The organism is Gluconacetobacter sp., assembly GCF_047721585.1.
GTDB lineage: Bacteria > Pseudomonadota > Alphaproteobacteria > Acetobacterales > Acetobacteraceae > Gluconacetobacter > Gluconacetobacter dulcium.
The window spans coordinates 1-20,246 of the sequence record NZ_JBDNXE010000020.1 but is presented as its reverse complement, the minus strand read 5'-3'; the positions used below and the strand labels follow the sequence as shown (position 1 = coordinate 20,246).

18 protein-coding genes are annotated in these 20,246 nt (G+C 65.9%); 5 read left to right on the top strand and 13 right to left on the bottom strand.

The window, feature by feature from the left end:
* Nucleotides 1–26 precede the first annotated feature (26 nt).
* The 11 genes from ABF821_RS05995 to ABF821_RS05945 form a co-directional block, all read right to left on the bottom strand.
* Nucleotides 27–1,586, bottom strand: coding sequence for a SpoVR family protein (locus ABF821_RS05995; protein WP_415529383.1), 1,560 nt, complete (start codon nucleotides 1,584–1,586; stop codon nucleotides 27–29).
* Nucleotides 1,586–2,893, bottom strand: a complete 1,308-nt coding sequence (locus ABF821_RS05990; protein ID WP_182973023.1) for a YeaH/YhbH family protein — start codon at nucleotides 2,891–2,893, stop codon at nucleotides 1,586–1,588. Before ABF821_RS05990 ends, ABF821_RS05995 begins: the two co-directional genes overlap by 1 nt.
* Nucleotides 2,894–3,082: 189 nt before the next feature.
* Complete coding sequence (locus ABF821_RS05985) at nucleotides 3,083–5,029, bottom strand: PrkA family serine protein kinase (protein WP_182973022.1); 1,947 nt, start codon at nucleotides 5,027–5,029, stop codon at nucleotides 3,083–3,085.
* Nucleotides 5,030–5,402: 373 nt separating this feature from the next.
* Nucleotides 5,403–6,206, bottom strand: a complete 804-nt coding sequence (locus ABF821_RS05980; protein WP_415529382.1) for an MBL fold metallo-hydrolase — start codon at nucleotides 6,204–6,206, stop codon at nucleotides 5,403–5,405.
* A 3-nt stretch (nucleotides 6,207–6,209) separates the two neighbouring features.
* Entirely contained in the window at nucleotides 6,210–7,013 is an 804-nt protein-coding gene (locus tag ABF821_RS05975; RefSeq protein ID WP_415529381.1) for a TatD family hydrolase, read from the bottom strand.
* Complete coding sequence (gene metG / locus ABF821_RS05970) at nucleotides 7,010–8,548, bottom strand: methionine--tRNA ligase (protein WP_415529380.1); 1,539 nt, start codon at nucleotides 8,546–8,548, stop codon at nucleotides 7,010–7,012. The genes ABF821_RS05975 and metG overlap by 4 nt, the downstream gene beginning before the upstream one ends.
* Nucleotides 8,545–9,522 carry a DNA polymerase III subunit delta' gene (locus ABF821_RS05965; RefSeq protein WP_415529379.1) on the bottom strand — a complete coding sequence of 326 codons (978 nt, stop codon included), beginning with the start codon at nucleotides 9,520–9,522 and terminating at the stop codon, nucleotides 8,545–8,547. The genes metG and ABF821_RS05965 overlap by 4 nt, the downstream gene beginning before the upstream one ends.
* Nucleotides 9,523–10,158 (bottom strand): dTMP kinase, encoded by a 636-nt coding sequence (gene tmk, locus ABF821_RS05960; protein ID WP_415529378.1) that lies wholly within the window; start codon nucleotides 10,156–10,158, stop codon nucleotides 9,523–9,525.
* 5 nt (nucleotides 10,159–10,163) lie between these two features.
* A complete protein-coding gene (locus tag ABF821_RS05955) occupies nucleotides 10,164–11,420 on the bottom strand; it encodes a D-alanyl-D-alanine carboxypeptidase family protein (protein ID WP_182973016.1) in 1,257 nt (418 codons plus the stop codon).
* 2 nt (nucleotides 11,421–11,422) lie between these two features.
* The gene (locus ABF821_RS05950) at nucleotides 11,423–12,295 is read right to left on the bottom strand and encodes a septal ring lytic transglycosylase RlpA family protein (RefSeq protein WP_415529377.1); all 873 of its coding nucleotides are present in this window, start codon (nucleotides 12,293–12,295) and stop codon (nucleotides 11,423–11,425) included.
* Nucleotides 12,292–13,260 carry a lytic murein transglycosylase gene (locus ABF821_RS05945; RefSeq protein ID WP_415529376.1) on the bottom strand — a complete coding sequence of 323 codons (969 nt, stop codon included), beginning with the start codon at nucleotides 13,258–13,260 and terminating at the stop codon, nucleotides 12,292–12,294. The genes ABF821_RS05950 and ABF821_RS05945 overlap by 4 nt, the downstream gene beginning before the upstream one ends.
* Before the next feature lie 228 nt (nucleotides 13,261–13,488).
* On the opposite strand from ABF821_RS05945, the gene ABF821_RS05940 reads away from it, so the two are divergent.
* Both ABF821_RS05940 and ABF821_RS05935 read left to right on the top strand, forming a co-directional pair.
* Nucleotides 13,489–14,064 (top strand): DedA family protein, encoded by a 576-nt coding sequence (locus ABF821_RS05940; RefSeq protein ID WP_114726973.1) that lies wholly within the window; start codon nucleotides 13,489–13,491, stop codon nucleotides 14,062–14,064.
* A complete protein-coding gene (locus ABF821_RS05935) occupies nucleotides 14,061–15,158 on the top strand; it encodes a D-alanine--D-alanine ligase (protein WP_415529375.1) in 1,098 nt (365 codons plus the stop codon). The genes ABF821_RS05940 and ABF821_RS05935 overlap by 4 nt, the downstream gene beginning before the upstream one ends.
* Nucleotides 15,159–15,197: 39 nt before the next feature.
* Here the strand turns inward: ABF821_RS05935 and ABF821_RS05930 are convergent, their stop codons facing one another.
* Nucleotides 15,198–15,665, bottom strand: coding sequence for an MlaD family protein (locus ABF821_RS05930; protein ID WP_415529374.1), 468 nt, complete (start codon nucleotides 15,663–15,665; stop codon nucleotides 15,198–15,200).
* A 116-nt stretch (nucleotides 15,666–15,781) separates the two neighbouring features.
* Here ABF821_RS05930 and ABF821_RS05925 point away from each other — a divergent pair, with 116 nt between their 5' ends.
* The 3 genes from ABF821_RS05925 (at nucleotide 15,782) to ABF821_RS05915 (ending at nucleotide 19,229) form a co-directional block, all read left to right on the top strand.
* Nucleotides 15,782–16,624 carry an undecaprenyl-diphosphate phosphatase gene (locus ABF821_RS05925; protein ID WP_415529373.1) on the top strand — a complete coding sequence of 281 codons (843 nt, stop codon included), beginning with the start codon at nucleotides 15,782–15,784 and terminating at the stop codon, nucleotides 16,622–16,624.
* Between the two features lie 99 nt (nucleotides 16,625–16,723).
* A complete protein-coding gene (locus tag ABF821_RS05920; RefSeq protein WP_415529372.1) occupies nucleotides 16,724–17,515 on the top strand; it encodes a GDSL-type esterase/lipase family protein in 792 nt (263 codons plus the stop codon).
* 175 nt (nucleotides 17,516–17,690) lie between these two features.
* A complete protein-coding gene (locus ABF821_RS05915; RefSeq protein ID WP_415529371.1) occupies nucleotides 17,691–19,229 on the top strand; it encodes an APC family permease in 1,539 nt (512 codons plus the stop codon).
* Nucleotides 19,230–19,308: 79 nt separating this feature from the next.
* Here the strand turns inward: ABF821_RS05915 and ABF821_RS05910 are convergent.
* The coding region (locus ABF821_RS05910) for a pyridoxal phosphate-dependent decarboxylase family protein (RefSeq protein ID WP_415529370.1) at nucleotides 19,309–20,246 on the bottom strand (938 nt) is incomplete at its 5' end.

The following is a 20,246-nucleotide window of genomic DNA, read 5'->3' as shown; positions in this document are numbered from 1 at the left end:
ATCGGCGCGTGTCTTTCCATGCCCCGCTATTGGGCCGGCCCGGCGGTATGGGTCGCAAGGACCGTCCCCGTCTGGTCATCCACCTCATTCAGCACCACACCATACCCCCACAGCGCGGCGAGGTAATCGAGCGTCTGGCGCGCATCGCGGGCCTGAAGCAACTGGCCGGCCCGGGTGCGATGCTCCAGCTTCAGGGTGCGGTCGCCCAGCAGGTCCACGTCGACAATCTCGATCTCGGTATAGAACGTGCCGGGATCGTAGACGCGCGCCAGACTGCGACGGATTTCCCGATACCCGGCCTCGTCATGAATGGCATCGACCAGCAGATAAGGCTGGGCTGTGTCATCGCTGAGACGGAACATGCGGAAATCGCGGATCACCCTGGGCGAGAGAAATTGCTGGATGAAGCTCTCATCCCGATATTCCGCCCAGGCATGCCGCAGCGTGCCGATCGCATTCCCATTGCCAGCGATGTCGGGGAACCACGCCCGGTCCTCGGCGGTCGGCTCGGTGCAGATGCGCACGATATCGGTCATCATCGCATAACCCAGCGCATAGGGGTTGAAAGACGCCCCTCCCCCCATGTCGAAACCCGGCTGGTTGATCACGTTCGACGTCGAATGGATGACCTCCAGATAGGCCGCATCGTCGATCCGCCCCAACTCGTGCAACCGCCGCATGATGTAGACATGCACCCAGGTCGCGCAGCCCTCGTTCATCATCTTCACCTGGGGCTGCGGATAGAAATATTGCGCGATCATCCGCACGATACGAATGATCTCCCGCTCCCAAGGGGCCAAGCGCGGCGCATTCTTTTCCAGGAAATAGAGCAGGTTTTCCTCGGGCAGCCCCAGCAGGCGACGCGCATCCCCTCCTTCGGCCGCCCCGTCGGCGCCACCGGCCTCGGTGGGAAGCGTCCGCCACAGATCGTTGAAGATGCTGTCCTCATAGGCCCGTCGCTCTTTCGCGCGCTGCTGCTCGGCCTTCAGGTCGAGCTTGCGGGCGCCGGAATGGCGATTGACCCCCTGGTTCTGCAAGGCGTGAGCGGCATCCAGCACCCGCTCCACCGCCCGCTGGCCGTGCCGCTCCTCGCAGCGGGCGATGTAGCCCCGCGCGAATTCCAGATAATCCAGAATGTCGGACGGGTCCGTCCATTCCCGGAACAGCCTGTTATTGCGGAAAAAATGATTATGGCCGAACGCCGCATGCGCGATCACCAGCGCCTGCATCGTCGCCGAATTCTCCTCCATCAGGTAGCTGATGCAAGGATCGGAATTGATGACGACCTCATAGGCCAGCCCCATCAGCCCGCGCCGATAGGCATTCTCGTGCCCGATGAAGCGCTTGCCGAACGACCAGTGCTTGTAGCCCACCGGCATGCCGTGCGCGGTGTAGACATCCAGCATCTGCTCGGACGTGATGATCTCCACGCGGTTGGTATAGGTTTCCAACCCCAGTTCGCCACGAGCGATTTCCTCGATCGCGTCGTAGCAATCGCGGATGGTCTGGAAATTCCAGTCATTGCCCGAATAAAGCAGCCCCCCGGACCGCGCCGGCGTGCCGCCTCCTGATATGATCTGATCCATCAAGCCTCCGCCGTATCGCGCTGACGGGAAAACAGGTCGCGGAAAACCGGGAAAATCTCCTTGCGGTCGCCCACCTGGCGGATCGCGAGATGATCGTTCTCATCGGCGATGGCGCGATAACTGCGCCACAGGTCGGTCTCGCCACGGATCACCGCCCCAGAGCCCGTGATTTCGATATAGGCATAATACTGCACCGCCGGCAGGATATCGTCCCGCAGCAGGCTGGCCGTCCGCGTGGTATCGGACGACGCATTGTCGCCGTCGGACGCCTGGGCGACATAGATGTTCCAGTTCGCCGACGGAAAACGCTCCCGCTGGATGGTGCGCATCAGTTCCAGCGCCGACGAGACGATGGTGCCGCCGGTGCGCGGATCGTGGAAGAACGTATCCTCATCCACCTCCTCGGCACTCTCGGCATGGCGGATGAAGACGATTTCGACCTTCTTGTACCGCCGCTCCAGAAACACATGCAGCAGCAGGAAGAACTGCTTCGCCAGATCCTTCATCCGTTCGGTCATCGAGCCCGAAACGTCCATGATGCAGAACATCACCGCCCGCGTCGCCGGCTGCGGCATGATGGTGTAGCGCCGGAACCGCAGATCGACCGGATCGACCCACGGAATCCGCGCCAGCCGCTGGCGCAGCATCCCGCGCCGCTCGCGCAGGCCCTCAAGTTCCTCCAGTTCCTCGGGCGAAGCCGGACGCAGGGCTTCCAGCGCCGCGATCCGTTCCTCCACCTCCAGCAACTCGGCCGGCTTGGGCCGCCCCAGTCCCAGGCGCCGCGCGATCGAGCGCCGCATCGTACGCCCCAGATCCAGATGCGACGGCGCGCCTTCATTACTGAGGCCCGAGCGGGCAGGCACGCCATTTTCGGTGGTCGAGATCTCGCGCTTGAGCAGGTCGGGCAATTCCAGATCGTCGAAAAACAGATCGAGGAACTCGTCCCTGCTCAGCACGAAGCGGAAGGAATCCTCACCGCCCCCCTGCTCGCCAGCCTGCCCGGCCCCAGACCCCTGGCCGCCACCGCCGCCCGGAGGACGTTGCAGCCGGTCGCCGCGCGAAAATTCGCGGTTTCCGGTCAGCACGATCTCGCGCGTGCCCTCGGAGAAGACGCGATGCAGCGAAGGTTCGTGCAGCGCATCCGCCGGGACCGAAATCGCGTTGCCCTGCCCCACTTCCCGGATCTTGCCGCGCGCCACCGCATCCCGCACGGCTGTCTGCACGGCCGAGCGGGCGCGTTGCAGCACCCGCCGCCGGTTCTCGAGATTTTTCCCATGGGGATTGGGACGTCTGTCAATGATATCCACTGGCCGGCACCATTCCCGTTCAGAGGCTGTTTCGAAAATAATGCTGATGCTGCGTCGATAGCGGGCCACCTGCGGCCGAACCCGCGCGGGCTGTCGCACCTCGCAGCGGAGCCGGCCTTGCCGGCCGGTCGCCGCGCGGTAAGGAAACCGCGCAGGACCAGCCGTCAGCGGCACCCTGGCAACAGCGCCTCAGGCGGATTGCTTCACCCGCATGTACCATTCAACGAGCCGGCGGACCTGACGTTCCGTATAACCGCGCGAGACCATCCGCTCGACGAACTCGTCATGCTTGCGCTCGGTCTCGCCGTCCTTCTTGGAGCCGAAACTGATCACCGGCAGCAGATCCTCGACCTGGCTGAACATCCGTTTCTCGATCACGTCGCGGATCTTCTCGTAGGAGGTCCAGGACGGGTTGCGCCCGCCATTGCCGGCCCGCGCGCGCAGCGAGAACTTCACCACCTCGTTCCGGAAATCCTTGGGGTTCGCGATCCCAGCGGGCTTCTCGATCTTGGTCAGTTCCGCGTTCAGCAACTCGCGATTGAGCATCTGCCCGGTATCGGGGTCCTTGAAATCCTGATCCTCGATCCAGGCATCGGCGTAATCCAGATAGCGGTCGAACAGGTTCTGGCCGTAATCGTTATAGCTCTCCAGATAGGCCTTCTGGATCTCGTGGCCCAGGAATTCGGCATACCGCCCCGCCAGTTCCGATTTCAGGGTCGCCAGATAATGCGCCTCGATATCCGCCGGAAACTGCTCGCGCCGCACCGCCTGTTCCAGCACATACATCAGATGCACCGGATCGGCGGAAATCTCGGCCGAATCATGGTTGAAGGTCGCGGACAGCACCTTGTAGGCGAAGCGCGTGGACACGCCATCCATCCCCTCATCCACCCCGGCGGCATCGCGATATTCCTGCATCGTGCGTGCCTTGGGGTCGGTCTCGCGGATGTTCTCGCCGTCATAGACCCGCATCTTGGCGAACTGGGTGGAGTTCGGATGAGGCTTCAGGCGCGACAGAACCGCGAAACGCGCCAGCATTTCCAATGTGTTGGGCGCGCAGGGCGCATTCGCCAGGCTGGAGGACTGCACCAGCTTCTCGTAAATCTTCGTCTCCTCCGCTACCCGCAGGCAATAAGGCACCTTGATGACGCAGACACGGTCCAGAAAGGCCTCGTTGGTGCGGTTGTTGCGGAAGGTCTGCCACTCCGCTTCGTTCGAATGGGCCAGGATCACGCCGGTAAAGGGAATGCTGCCGATATTCTCGGTGCCGACGTAATTGCCCTCCTGCGTCGCCGTCAGCAGCGGGTGCAGCATCTTGATCGGCGCCTTGAACATCTCGACGAACTCCAGCAGCCCCTGGTTCGCGCGGTTCAACCCGCCCGAGAAGCTGTAGGCATCGGGATCGTTCTGGCTGAAATGTTCGAGCTGCCGGATATCGACCTTGCCCACCAGCGCCGACACGTCCTGATTGTTGTCGTCGCCGGGTTCGGTCTTCGCGATCGCGATCTGGCGCAGGCGTGATGGATGGACCTTGATGACGGAAAAGCGCGACAGGTCGCCGTCGAACTCCTCCAGTCGCTTCAGCGCCCACGGGCTGGCGACACCGCCCAGCAGCCGGCGGGGAATGCCATATTGTTCCTCCAGCGCCGCGCCCATGCGGTCGGGGTCGAACAGGCCCAGCGGGCTTTCGAAGACGGGGCTGACATGCCGCCCGGCCTTCAGCACATAGATCGGCTCCTTCTCCATCAGGGCCTTCAGCCGCTCGCCCAGGGACGATTTGCCACCTCCGACGGGGCCGAGCAGATACAGAATCTGCTTGCGCTCCTCCAATCCCTGCGCCGCATGGCGGAAGAAGCCCACGATCTGCTCGATCGTCTCCTCCATGCCGTAGAAATCCGAGAAGGCCGGATAGATCCGCAGGGTACGGTTCATGAAGATGCGCGACAGGCGTGGATCGCGCGAGGTATCGACGCTCCTGGGTTCGCCGATCGCCTTCAGCATCCGCTCCGCCGCGGTTGCGTAGCAGGACGGATCGGTGCGGCAGGCTTCAAGATAGTCAGACAGGCTCATCTCGATTTCGCGACGCTGATCGCGCATCGCAGTCGCCAGAGAAAACACGTTGAAATCAGAAACCATCCTGGGGAGTCTCCGAACCGGCGCCAGAACCCGTCATTGCGTCTGGACGCCATGCACCATGGATAGGCATTGCCTCCGGGGAGCCGCCCCCGGAGCGGGAAGAACCGTCAGTTCCGTTCGGTCTGCAATCGGGTGGTCAATACACAATCCCCCTTGCTGTCTTGCCCATTTACAGGCAGATAGGCACGCTGCCGCCCCAGACAAGGGCGACTGGCAATGGTGGAATCGCAGTCATGTATCGCGCTGCGAAATCCCGGGTCGTCATCGCCGAGGCTATCGCTCCCCGCATTCGGGATTCAACCTAAATCGCGCGCGCTGCGTAAACACGCATCCGGACAGCAAGAGTTTTTCGAAACGATCCGACGCGTTGCGGCTACGCACGGCTCAGCGAAAAAGGCACCCGCAGACCGTCGAAGGCCGCCTCCACCCCCTCCGGCAGGTTGTCGCGCATCCAGGCCCAATCCATGTCGGTACCCATATGCGTCAGGATCATCCGGCGCGGCGCCACGCGCTCGCGCCACGCCAGCACCTGGTCCAGCCAGGCATGGGCATTGTGCGGGCCTGTTCGCTGGTAACAATCCACCAGCCAGGTCTCGACCCCCTCCAGAACGGCAAACGCCTCTTCGGACAGGTCCGCCACGTCGGTGGAATAGGCGATCGTCCCGCACCGCACACCCAAGGAGAGCGTGCGGCCATGAATCTGCTCGAACAATGTCAGACTCAGCCCCGCAACGTCGTATGTCTGGCCGGCATGCACCTCCCGCGACACCACGACCGGCCGATAGAAACCGGGCGGCACCCAAGGACGGAAAGCGTACGCAAACCGCGTTTCCAGCTCCGCCAGCACGGACGGCGTGGCCATGACCGGCAAAGGACGGCCGATCGCCCAGTTGATCGCCCGGACCTCGTCCAGTCCCGCGATATGGTCGGAATGGGCATGGGTGTAGAGAATCGCATCGAACCGGTCGATGCCCTGCGCCAGCAACTGCGCGCGCAGGTCGGGGCCGGTATCGATCAGCACCGCCCGCCCGTCATCACCCAGCAGCAGGACCGACGCCCGACTGCGTACATTGCGCGGTTCCGCAGGATCGCATAACCCCCAGTCGCCCCGGCCATCCGGCCCGCCGATCATCGGCACGCCGGCAGACCCGCCACATCCCAGGACGACCAATTCCATCGCTCAGGCCGCCCGGCTGAACAGGCGGTGGAAATTTTCCGTGGTCACATCCGCCAGTTGCTCGGGCGCCAGGCCATGTTCTTCGGCCAGGCGCAGCGCGGTATGGGCGACCAGAGCCGGTTCGTTGCGCTTGCCGCGACGCGGCACCGGCGCCAGGTAAGGCGAGTCGGTTTCGACCAGCAGCCGGTCCCTGGGAATATCGCGCGCAATCGCCCGCAGCGCGTCGGAGCGCGGAAAGGTCAGGATTCCCGAGAAGCTGATATACCCGCCCAGTTCCAGCGCCACCCGCGCCAGATCGGGGCCGGAAGAGAAGCAATGCAGCAGGAAACGGAACCGCCCATGCGCTTCCACCTCCTCACGCAGGATCGCCGCAACGTCCTCATCCGCCTCGCGCGCATGGATCACCAGCGGCAGGTCCATCCGCCGCGCCGCCGCGATATGCGCGCGGAAGCGCGCCTGCTGCAACGGACGCACGGCTTCGGCGCCATGGAAATAATCCAGACCGCTCTCCCCGATCCCGACCACACGCGGATCGTCGGCCAGCGCGATGATGCCGTCGGCATCGGTCACATCGCATTCCTCGACATGGTCGGGATGGGTGCCGACCGTGCACCACACCCGCACGTCCGGCCGGTCGAAGCGGGTCAGATCCTTCTGCTGCTGCGCCCGCGACAGGCGGGTGCCGATCGTCACCATCCCCTCCACCCCGGCCGCGCGCGCCCGGTCCAGCAGGTCCGGGATTTCATCATCGGTGAAATGGTCGAGATGACAGTGCGAATCGATCAGCCCGGTCGCGGCCCCGTTCATTGCGCCGCGTCCTCCACATAACGCGGGAAAACCCCCTGCGGCGCCGGAAGAACACGGCCCTCGGGCAGCGGCCGGTCCAGAGACGCGAAATCGCGCTCGTCCTCCGCCGCGCCCAACTGGGTCAGCATCGCGGCCATGCTGCCGGGCATGTAAGGCTGGAGCATGGTGCCGATCACGCGCAGCGCATCCACCAGCACGCGCAGCACCACCGCCATCCGCTCCGGGTCGGTCTTGCGCAGCGCCCAGGGAGCCTGATGGTCGATATAGGCGTTGCAGGCCCGGATCACCCGCCACACGTCCTCCAGCGCGTCGGTCAGCGCGTGGCGGTCGATATGGCCGTGCATCAGCGTGGGCAGCAGTACCGCCTGCGCCAGCAACGCATCATCGGCCTCGGTCCGCACGCCCTGCGCGGGCAGCACGCCGCCGCAATTGCGCGCCACCTGCGTCAAGGTCCGCTGGGCCAGATTGCCCAGATCGTTCGCCAGTTCGACATTCAGCCGATTGATGATGGCCCGCCGGCTGAGGTCGCTATCGCCGCCGAACGGCATTTCGCGCATCAGGAAGAATCGCACCGGATCAACGCCGAACTGCGCAACCAGGTCGCGCGGGTCCACGACGTTGCCCAGCGACTTGCTCATCTTCTCGCCCTCGATGGTCCACCAACCATGCGAGAACACGCAATCCGGCAGGTCCAGCCCGGCGGCCATCAGCAGCGCCGGCCAGTAGACCGCGTGGAAGCGGACGATATCCTTGCCGACCAGATGCAGGTTGGCGGGCCAGAACCCGGCGAGGAGATTGTCGGCATCGGGGAAGCCGATGGCCGACAGATAGTTGGCCAGCGCATCCACCCACACATACATCACATGGTCCGGATCGCCGGGCACCGGAATGCCCCAGCGGAAGCTGGTGCGGCTGATGGACAGGTCACGCAGCCCCTGCCGCACGAAACTGGCCACCTCATTGCGCCGCGACGCGGGCTCGATGAAGCCGGGCCGGGTCTCGTACAGTTCGAGCAGCCGATCGGCGAATTCCGAGAGTTTGAAGAAGTAGGACGGCTCGCGCACCCATTCGACCGGCGCCCCCGTCGGCGCCACCTTCGTGCCGTCCGGGCGGGTGACCAGTTCGTCCTCGTTATAGAAGCTCTCGTCGCGCAGCGCGTACCAGCCTTCGTAAGCGCCCAGATAGATATGTCCGTTCGCCGCGATCCGCTCCCACAATGCCTGGGCGCCGGCGATATGCCGGGGCTCCGTCGTGCGGATGAAATCATCGTACGAGACATTCATCACGTCGTACATCGCGCGGAAATCGGCCGAAACCTGATCGGCAAAAGCGATCGGCGCCACGCCGGCGGCCTGCGCCGCCTGCTCCACCTTCTGCCCATGCTCGTCGGTCCCGGTCAGGAAGAAGACCTCATCGCCCGCCAGCCGCTTGAAGCGCGCCATGATGTCGGCGGCGACGGAGGTATAGGCATGACCGATATGCGGCGCCCCGTTCACATAATAGATCGGTGTCGTGACGTAATAGCGCCCTGTCATCTTCCACTCACCAAAGTCAGGCCACTCAGCAGGGCCTGTTGTTTATCCAGATTGAACCGTTCCGTCTCGACCCGAAGGTCGGTCAGCCGACGCCACAACTCCGCCATGCGGCGCGCCGACAGCGATCCGTCCGCGTGATCTCCGCCGCGCCCCTCGCCCAAGGCAAGGGCGCGCGCATGCTTCGATATGGCATCACACAACAGATCGAAGAAGACCGGAAAGCCATTTTCCCGCTTCAGTACGCTCTCGGCGATCTCGTACATCGCCCCTTCATCCGGCGGCGTTTCGAGCACACGCGCCACCAGCCCGCCCAGCACGGCACCGTCTCCCGCCAGCAGCGCCAGGGCACGACCGGGCGACCCATGGGCCAGCGGCGCCACCCGCGCGATCTCTTCGGGCGCACTCTCCGCCGCCACGCGGGCCAGAACCTCGTGCATCCGTTCCGGCTGCAACGGTTCCAGCCGCAGCGTGCGGCACCGGCTGCGGATGGTCGGCAACAGGCGGCCCGGCGCCGCGCAGGTCAGGATCAGGATCGCGCGGGGCGGCGGCTCTTCGAGAATTTTCAGGATCGCATTGGCCGCGCTGCGATTCATGAAATCCGCGCCGTCCACGATCACCACGCGCCATCCGTCCTCGGCCGCCGTGCGGTGCAGAAACTGGCCGATCGGCCGCACGTCGTCCGCCACGATCTCGGCGCGCATCCGCTGACGTTTCTCGTCCATGCCACGGGCGATATAGAGCAGGTCGGCATGACTGCCGGCCGCGATCCGCCGCGCGGCGGTGCTGTCCGCCGCCGTCGCCTTCAGCAACACCCGCGCCATCCAGAAGGCGAAGCTCGCCTTGCCGATCCCTTCCGGGCCGGTCAGCAGCCAGGCATGATGCAGCCGCCCGGCACCCCATGCCTCCTCGAACGCGCGGCGGGCATCGTCATGCCCCACCGGCTCCGGGCCGTCGCGTGGCGCACTGCCCGCCATTCAGGCGGCTCCCGTCAGCCGCGCATCGACCAGTCGGGCAACCTCTTCCGCGATCGCCTCCGCCGGCCGGTCGGCGGCCAGGCACACGCAACGCCCCGGCCGCGCCTCGGCGATCGAGGCAAACCCCTCGGCCACGCGGGCATGGAACGCCTCATCCGCCGCTTCATAGCGGTCAGCCCGACCGCCCCGCGTATGCAGGCGCTGCAAGGCCCGCGCGCGCTCCAGCGTCAGCACCAGCGTCAGGTCCGGCGTCAGCCCGACCTGCCCGGTCAGCACCTCGATCAGCCCGATCGTCGCCGGGTCGCCCTGCCCGGTCCCGTATCCCTGATAAGCCATGGTCGAATCCGCGAACCGGTCGCAGATCACCACCGCGCCACGCGCCAGCGCCGGCCGGATCAGCCGGTCCACATGGTCGCATCGCGCCGCGAAATGGGCCAGAATCTCGGCACGCAGCGACAGGTCATGGCCGCCGAACAGCAGGAAGTCGCGCAACGCCTCGGCCCCCGGCGTGCCACCCGGCTCGCGCGTGCGCACCACATCATGGCCACCGGCCCGCAGATGCGCCTCCAGCAGCCCGACCTGGGTGGATTTCCCGGCCCCTTCGCCGCCCTCGAACGTAATGAACAGGCCCGGCACCGCGCTCAGTGCCGGCCCAGTTTCTGGCCCAGCACCGTCGAGGCACGCGCCAGCAGACCCAGCCTCGGCACGGCCTGCCCAGCCACGAGCTGCATCCTGATGTCCGGCAGGCCGGGATTCGTCAGCACCAGATCACCCAGCACCTGCCCCGCCGCCACCGGTGCCGCGACGGGCGCCTGATAATCCACCCCGATATGCACCCGGGTGCGCCACCCATGCGGCAGCGTCATCACCACATCGCGGGTCGCGACCAGCGGCACGGTCGGCTGGGTGCCCAGCCAGACGGCTGCCTGCTCCACCACGTCACCCCGACGGAACAGCGTCGCATTCTCGAAATTCGCGAACGCCCATTCCAGCAGCCGCTCGCCCTCATGGGCGCGCGCATTGCTCGACGGCATGCCGTTCAGCGCCAGCACCACGCGGTTGCCACCCCGATCGGCGCTGGCACACAGCCCGAACCCGCCGGCATCGGTGTGGCCGGTCTTCAGCCCGTCGGCCAGCCCCTTGTCCACCAGTACGTTGCGGTTGCCCTGCGATATCTTGTTGAAGCGGAAATCCTTCTCCGAGAAGAAGTGATAATATTCCGGAAAATCGCGGATCAGCCGCACCGCCACGGTCGCCACGTCGCGGGCGGACATATAGTGATTGTCGGCCGGCCAGCCGGTCGCATTCATGAAGTGCGAATTGGTCAGCCCGATCTTGCCCGCGGTTTCGTTCATCAGGGCGACGAACTGTTCCTCGGAGCCGGAAATACCTTCCGCCAGCACGATGCACGCATCGTTGCCGGACTGGATGACCATGCCCTGGATCAGATCCTGCACCGGAATGCTCTCACCGAGGGGCACGAACATCTTCGAACCCTGCATCCGCCAGGCCTTCTCGCTGACCGGGAGCGCCTGATCCAGCTTCAGCCGGCCCGATTTCAGCATGCCGAAGACGATATAGGCCGTCATCATCTTGGTCAGCGACGACGGCGGCATGCGTTCGTCGGCCGCCTTCTCCAGCAGCACCGTACCGGTCGTGACATCGACGATGCAGGCCCAGCGGGCGAGGGTATCGACCGGCCCGATCAGGCTGGCAGCCGGCGGCCCGGCGGGAGCCGTGGCCTGATCCGGGCCGGATTCATCGTCCGATTGCGCGGCCGACGGAGCACCGGCGGCGCCATGCGGATGATGCCGGCGCGGCGCGGCGGCCGCCAGAGAACCGGTAGCGGCCAACGAGGCCGTCCCGGCCAGAAGAAACCTTCGGGTTTGCACGTTCATCCTTATTCGACGACGATCCGGGCGCCGGTCATTCCGTCGCCCAAAAGCTGGTCCAGCGCCCTGTCCGCCCCGGCGACATTCGTGAATGGCCCCACATGGACCCTCCAGAGTGCCCGCCCGCGCTCCTGCACCGGGATCACCCGCCCACCGGTCCGCGCGGCGGCGACGTGAGCGTAACGCTGGGTGGAAAACGTTCCCGCATCGACCCACAACATGCCGCCCTGAACATATCCCTGCCGCACGTCAGGCGGCAGGTCGCGCATCAGGGCCGAGACATCGGTGGTCCCGACCGCACCAGCGGGCGCTGCGACGACCGTCCCGCCACTTCCCGGACGATCGAGCGATTCCGCGCGAATCTGGTCAACCGGCGCGGCCGAGACATCCAGATGCTGGCCGCCCGGCAACGCCTCGGCCAGTTGCTCGTTCTCGGCCTCGTGCCCGATGATCTCGACCTGCACCGGATTGGTACCAATCCCCAGCAGGGCCGCGACGCGGGGCGTCAGGCCGACCAGCCGTCCGCGTTCCTCCGGGCCACGATCGTTCAGGCGGATGGTCAGTTCCCGCCCGTTCTCCATATTGCGCACGGTCACGATCGCCGGCAGTTGCAGGGTGGCATGGCGGCCGGTCAGGGATTGCGGATCGTACTGCTCGCCGTCGGCGGTGATGTACGGCGTCTGGTCGGGGTCGGCCACCGCCAGCCCGGTCTGGCGATAGCCGAAATCCTCGCGCGGATATTGCCACACCCCGCCCATCTCATAGGGCGCGCCCACCACGTAGTGCGGGTGCGCGGGCGGCAGCGGCGGTTCGGCCCGATGACAGCTCGCCAGCCCCAGCACGGCCAGCGTCGCGGGCAGGGTACGGCACGCGCGCGTCACGTCACGTCGCGCCCCAGCAGCCCGACGGCCAGCGCGTAGAAATCCGAAGGATTATAGCGCCGGATGACGGAGAAGTTGCGATAGACCATGAAGGCTTCCCCCCCCGGCCCATCCGGGCGGATCACCGCCCCGCGAATATCGGCGCGCGAAAACGCCCGCCCATCCGCCCGGCGCACACCCTGCCCCATCCAGTCCTCCAGGGTACGGACATTGCCGCGCCCCAGTTCGGCTTGCGCCAGCGTCGCCGGCACCGTGATCTCCTGCCCCCAGGGCTCGCCGGCCACCCAGCCGCACCGGGCCAGATAATTGGCGATCGAGGCCATCACGTCGGGTTCGCTGTTCCAGATGTCCCGGCGGCCGTTACCGGTAAAATCGACGGCATACCGCAGATAGGCGCTGGGCATGAACTGGGGCTGCCCCATCGCGCCGGCATAGCTGCCCAGCATCGAATCGGGTGCGACATCCCCATGGTCGAGAATCCGCAACGCATTCATCAGTTCGCCCCGGAAGAACGACGCCCGCCGCCCGTCATAGGCCAGCGTGGCCAGCGCATCCGCGACATGGAACGACCCCATCCGCGTGCCATAGGCCGATTCCAGCCCCCATATCCCCACCAACGGCTGACGGTCGACATTGAAATGCCCGCTGACATCCGCCAGCAACGCGGCGCGACTGGCCGCCGCCGCGCGCCCGTCGGCAAGCTTCTTCGGTGTCAGCACCTTCTGGCGGTATTGCGCCCAGGTCAGGGTAAATTCGGGCTGGTGGCGATCCAGTTCCAGCACCCGTGCATTCGGCGCATGCAGTGCCAGCGCGCGGTCGATGATCGTGGCCGACAGGCCATGTCCCACCGCCTCGGCCCGCACACCGGCCAGAAACGCGGCATAGGATTGCGTCGCCGCCCGCGCGGCGGGCACGGCGGCGAAAGCGGCCGAGGCCGACAGCAGGAAATCACGGCGTCCGATCATGACGGAAGCTGTGCCACAACCGGCCGGTGGCTTTCAATCCTCGCCGCTGGCGGCAGGCGATTTGGCGGTGATCGCGAAGCATGCCACAAGGTCCGCAGCCCGGGCACCGCCCCGGCCGGTTCGTCCGGCCGCCGCGTCGAACGGGTTCCATGGGCAAGAGGTTCACGACGTGAGGATTCCGAGCCGATTTTTTCTGCCGTCCCAGGACTGAACGGCGGCAACCCGGTCATGTTTCCCTCACTCTCCGCCCTGTTCGCCAAAGCCGGGGCAGCGCCTGTCGTCCAGGCACTGGTCATCATTATCGGCACCTTCATCCTCGAAGACGCCGCGACCATCCTGACGGCGATGGAGGTCCAGACCGGCCAGGTCGCCCTGCCCGTTGCCTTACTCGCACTTTATGTCGGGATCGTGGCCGGCGATCTGGGCCTGTACGGCCTGGGCAGGCTGGCGGCCCTGTGGCCCGCGGCCCGGCGCTGGGTCAAGGTTCCCCAGGATGAAAACGGCGGAAACTGGTTCGGCCGCAACGTGTTCCGTATCGTGTTCATCAGCCGTTTCATCCCCGGCGCGCGCCTGCCGCTCTATACCGCCTGTGGGTTCTTCAACGCATCGGTGCGGCGCTTCGCGCTGGCGGCGATCCTGGCAACCCTGATCTGGACAACGCTGCTCTTCGCGGTATCGCTACAGGTCGGCCATTTCCTGATCACCCATCTGGGTGCATGGAAATGGGCCGGAATGGGAGGCTTCGCCCTGACCATTCTTCTCGTCGGCCGGATCGTGGCCAATGTGCGGAGTCCCTCCCGATGACCCATGCCACCGCCGCCGCCCCCTCCAAGGCAGGCGCATCCCGGCCACCGTCCCCGCTGTCGATGTTCGAATTCTGGCCGGGCTGGGCCTTCTACACTCCCATCGTGCTGTACTGGATTCTGATGGGCCTGCGCCATGGCGACCTCAGCCTGCCCACCGCCGCCAACCCACGGATCGAAACCGGCGGCCTGTGCGGAGAGAGCAAGACCGACATCCTGGACATGGCCGGCGATGCCGCACGCCAGTGGATCGCCCCCTACACCACCGTCACCACCGGATCGGCCGACGACGCCGCCGCCGCGACAGCGGCCCTGGCCCGCGCCGGACTGACGCTGCCGGTCGTCGTAAAGCCCGATATCGGCTGCAACGGCACGGGCGTGAAGCTCGTCACCACCCCTGCGGAACTGGCCGCCGCCGTGGCGCTGTTTCCGCCGGACATCCGGCTGGTCATGCAGCGCCTCATCCCCTTCGAGCACGAGGCCGGGATCTTCTACATTCGCCATCCCGACGAAGAACGGGGCCGGATCACATCGCTCACCTACAAGGAAGCCCCAATCCTGGTCGGTGACGGCCGCTCGACCGTCCGCGAGCTGATCGACGCCGACGCCCGCACCCGCCTGGTGCCGCATCTCTACCTGCCCCGGCTCGGCGCGCGGGTTCACGACGTTCTGCCGGCGGGCGAGACGATGCGCCTGGTCTTCGCCGGCAACCACTGCAAGGGCTCGATCTTCCGCAACGGCGCCGACGACATCACGCCGGCCCTGACGGAACAGATCGACCGCATCATGCGCGACATCCCCGATTTCCATTTCGGCCGAATCGATTTGAAGTTCGAGTCGATCGCCGCCCTGCGACTCGGCCGGGGATTCGAAATCATCGAAATCAACGGCGTGGGGTCGGAAGCCACCCATATCTGGGACTCCCGCACCACCCTGCGTGAGGCCTATGCCGCACAGTTCATGCATTACCGCGAAACGTTCCGCATCGGCGCCAAGAAGAAGAAGGCCGGCTGGCGGTCATCCGGCGCCTTCACGATGCTGCGTTACTGGCGCCTCCAGAAGAAACTTCTGGCTTCCTATCCGCTTAACGACTGAGAGCCGGTTCCGTGGCGCCCCCCGACAATCCGGCGCGGGCTACGGCGTCGAATCGGAGGGCAGGCCACCATTCCCGAAGATGTAATTACTGACCTGCTGCTCCAGGCTGACGGCCTCCTGCGCGTTGGTGATCACCGCGCCGGCTGCCAGCCGATCCTTTGCCTTCCCCGGCTGGATCATCAGCGAATCGTCGCTGGTCATCGTCGCACTGCCGATCACCACCGCGCTGTCGTTCGGCAGAGACAACGCCCGATCCACCGTGAAGCGCACATTCGCCACCGCCATCACCGGGTCCAGCACGATATCGGTCACGCGCCCCACGGGCACGCCAGCCAGTTGAACATCCGCCCCCACATGCAGGCCGTTGGCGGATATGAACCGCGCCGTCAGCGGATAGCGGTCACCGCTCAGATCGGTCTGCGAGGCGCGGGCGTAGACGTAGAATACGACCGCCACCAGCAGGACCAGGCTGCTGAAGACAACCGCGCTTCCTTTTTCACGCACCAAATGCCTCTCTCCTCATTCCCTGCGGCCCGCAATTCGCCATACTCTCAGGCAAGTGCTTGCCGAGCTGGTGAAAAATGGGCACCACGCCAGTCTAAATCGCCATGGACAGCCGGACAATGACAGTTTTCCAAGCCATCATGATCGCGATCCTCCAGGGCGCGACCGAACTCTTCCCGGTCAGCAGCCTGGGCCACGCCGTCATTGTCCCGGCCCTGCTCCGCTGGGTGTTCGATCCCCAGGGCGAGATCTTCCTCCCCTTCCTGGTCATGCTGCATCTGGGGACGGCGGTCGCCCTGCTGTATTTCTTCCGTAGCGACTGGATCGCCATCTTCCGGGGCCTTTCCGGCCGCCACGGCAGCCAGCGACAGGCGGAGAGCATCCATATCCTGGCCCTGCTGGTGGTGGCCACCATTCCCGCCGTCCTGATCGGCGGGCTGCTGGAACATTGGCTGCGAGCCTTGTTCGGCAGCGCCCGCTATGCCTCGATCTTCCTCGTCATCAACGGCTTCCTGCTGCTGTTCGCCGACCGGCTGCGCGGCAACCGCGCCGTCCAGCCCGGTCGTCCCATCGCCTCGCTCACCTATGCCGACGCCCTGATCATCGGCCTGTGGCAGTGCCTCGCCTTTTTCCCCGGCATCTCGCGCTCGGGGGCCACAATGGTCGGCGGCCTGTTCCGCAAGCTCAATCACGAGGGCGCCGCGCATTTCTCGTTCCTGATGGCCCAGCCGGTCATCATCGGCGCCGCGGTCCGCGAGGCCGCGCATATGCGCCACGTCACCCTCGCCCCCGGGCAGATGCAACTGGCCACGGTCGCCGCCGTGGTGGCGGCCATCACTGCGCTGGCCAGCACCGCCTTCCTGATGCGCTATTTCCGCAAGCACGAGCAATGGGCGCTCCGCCCGTTCGGCTATTACTGCATCATCGCCGGCGCCGCCGCCTATATCGTCCTCGGCCACTGAGGCTCTGCCCGCAAAGTCACCTGCCGACGATCCGACACGCTCGCGCGGCAGGCCGACTTTTCAAACAGCGCCCACGAGCCACCAGAAATTCCGGATATCATGACCCGTTCCACCCGCTTTCGCCCCGTGCTGGCGATCACCACGCTGCTCGCCCTCTCCGCCCCCGCCATCGCACCCGCCGCGACCGCCAATCTGGCCGTCGAGCAGGTCTCGCGCATGGACACTCCGTGGTGGCACCACCGCTTTGCCGACAAACAAGCCGAAATCGCCAACGGTCAGTTCGATGTCGTCTGGCTGGGCGATTCGATCACCCAGAACTGGGAGCGCAACGGCCCGGAACCCTGGCGCGACTTCGCCCCGGTCTGGCAGCATTATTATGGTGACCGGCACGCCATCAATCTTGGCTTCAAGGGCGACAGCACCTGCCACGTCCTGTGGCGCCTGGCGCATGGCGAACTGGATTTCCGCAAGCCCCCCCGCCTGTTCATCCTCATGATCGGCGCCAATAATTTCGGCCATGTCCATATCGACGCGGCCCACACCTATCCGGGCATCACACGCATCGTCGATACGATCCACGCCCGCTTCCCCACCGCGCAGGTCCTGCTGCTGAAAGTCCTGCCCTCGATCCGTTCGCCCTGGATCAGCGCGAACACGCAACAGTTGAACGGCATGCTGGAGACCGACATCCGCCAGAGCCGCCCATGGCTGCACCTGCTCGATGTCGGCAGCGCCGTAGAGGCCAACGGCGCGCCCGACCGGACACGTTTCCTGGACCCGCATCTGACGCCGCCCGACCCGCCGCTTCACCCGACCGCGGCCGCACAGCAGGATATCGCGCGCATGATCGAGCCGACCGTGGCAGCCATCCTCGGCGACCACCGCCACTGAGCACGCCAAGCGGACAGCGCGCCCAGAGATCGCCCGACGGACCTGCTTTTCGAACAGCGTCGAAAGCGCCTGTTCACATCCCATCAGACCACGGCGCGCCGTGCCGTCTGCGGCCTTGCGCACGAACCCCTTTTGCAACGATACAGGCATTCCCCGTTATGATATTGTGAAATTTATGCCTCTCCCTCCAGCTTCTACCAGTCGCCTACGGCTCCGAAAAACCATCCAGCAGATCGAAGCCGAGAGCCAGAACCACGGATTGCGGCGCACGCTCGGCCCTGTTCAGTTGATGATGCTGGGGATCGGCTCCACCATCGGCGCCGGCATTTACGTCATGACCGGCACCGCCGCCGCCAATTACGCGGGGCCGGCCATCCTGCTGTCCTTCCTGGTCGCCGGCCTGGCCTGCCTGTTCACCGCGCTGTCCTACGGCGAACTGGCCTCGACGATGCCCGTCTCCGGCTCGGCCTACAGCTATGCCTACGTCTCGATGGGCGAAGGGGCCGCCTGGGCGGTCGGGTGGCTGCTACTGCTGGAATATGGCGTGTCCTGCGCCGGCGTGGCGGCCGGGTTTTCCGGCTACGCCACCAGCCTGCTGCACGATCTGGGCGTCCAGGTGCCCGGCTTCCTGAGTACCACCCTGGTCCAGACCCTGCCCACGGCCCATGGCGCCAGCCTTCTGGTGGCCCCCCGGCTCGATCTGGTGGGCGCCCTGTCGGTGGCGGTGGTCACCGGCCTGCTGGTTCTCGGCATCGAGGAATCGGCGCGGATCAACACGCTGATCGTGTTCATCAAAGTCGGCGTGCTGATGCTCTTCCTCGTCTTCGGCATCCGCTACATCCATCCGCAGAACCTGCTGCCCTTCATCCCGCCCAGCGAGGGCGGGTTTCATTTCGGGGTGCCCGGCATCTTTCGCGCCGCCTCGGTCATCTTCTTCGCCTATGTGGGGTTCGAAACCGTATCGACCGCGTCGGCCGAGGCCCGCAACCCACGGCGCGACGTGCCGCTGGGCATCATCGGTTCGCTGGTGTTCTGCACGCTGGTCTATATGTGCGTCGCCACGGTGCTGATCGGGGTCGTTCCCTTCCGCCAACTGGGCGTGGCCGACCCGCTGGCCATCGCGGTCGACGCGATCGGCCAGCCCTGGCTGGCGCTGCTCATCAAGGTCGGTGCCGTGGTCGGCCTCTGCTCGGTCATCCTCGGCCTGCTCTACGGCCAGACCCGCGTCTTCTTCACCATCGCCCGGGACGGGCTGCTGCCGCCGATCTTCTGCCGCCTGCATCCCACCTTCCGCACGCCGTGGGTCGGCACCATCGTGCTGGGCGCGATCGTCGCCGTCGCCACGGCAACCCTGCCGATCGACATCATCAGCGACCTGGTCAGCCTGGGCACGGCGGCCGCCTTCGGCATCGTCTGCTTCACGGTCATCTGGCAGCGCAACGCCCGGCCAGACCTGCCGCGCCCCTTCAGCGTGCCGCTGGGCGGCATCCGGATCGCCGGCGTCTGGATCGGCGTGGCACCGGCGCTGGGCATCGTGTTCTGCCTGATCATGGCCGGCCCCCTGTTCATCGACATGGTCCGCGCCCTGTTCAACGGCAATCCGCTGCCGATGATCCTGCTGGGCACCTATGTGGCGCTGGGCATCCTCAGCTACGCATTCTACGGCCATTCCCACTCGCGCCTCGGCCGGGAAGACGGCAAGGCCATCATCTGAGAAGCTGACGGAACAAGCGCGCGGGCGACGGTCCAGTGCGCACCCGGCCGCCCCACGTCACCCGCACCGCTCCCGCATCCTATCCGGCGACGGTCTCCAGCCGCTCCGCCAGCAACCGCAACAGCGCGTCAATCATCGCATCGGCATCCGCCGCCACCGTGCGATGATTGACGATGGCCGCCCGAATCGCCCGCACGCCCCCCACCGTGGTCGTCGACGGCGCGGCGACACCCGATTCGTGCAGATCCTTCACCAGTTCGCCATTCAGCCAGTCCAGATCCACGCCGGGCACGCGCACGCGGAAACAGACGATATTCAGCCCCACCGGGGCCAGACGCTCCAGCAGCGGTTCCGCGTCCACCCGCCGGGCCAGATGCCGGGCCACCGCGCAACATTCATCGACCATCATCCCCATCCGGTCGGTGCCGTAGGTGCCCAGCGTCATCCATACCTTGAGCGCGCGAAAGCCGCGTGACAGGTCCGGCCCCAGATCACAGAACCAGGGCGCATTACCCGCCAGCCCCCGATCCTCGCGCGACAGATAGGCCAGGGACTGCGCGAACGCCGCCGCCTGCCGGCCCGGCGTACGGACCAGAATGCACCCGGCGTCATAGGGAACCTGCGCCCATTTATGGAAATCGAACGCCAGACTGTCGGCCCGCTCCAGCCCCCGCAACGACGAACGAAGAGCGGGCGAGAGCATGGCCAGCGCACCGAATGCCCCATCCACATGGAACCACAGCCCCTCCCGCGCCGCGATATCCGCAATCCCGTCCAGATCGTCGATCGCGCCGGTATCGACCGTACCGGCGGTGCCGATCACGATAAACGGCTCCAGCCCCGCCGCGCGGTCGGCGGCAATCGCGGCCCGCAACGCCGCCAGATCCATGCGGTGATCGGCATCCACCGGCAAGACGCGCAGCGCATCGGTGCCCAGCCCGGTCAGGTCGAACGCGCGGGCGATGCAGCCATGGGCGGTGGCGGCGGCATAACCGACCAGCCTGCGCCCGCCCACCC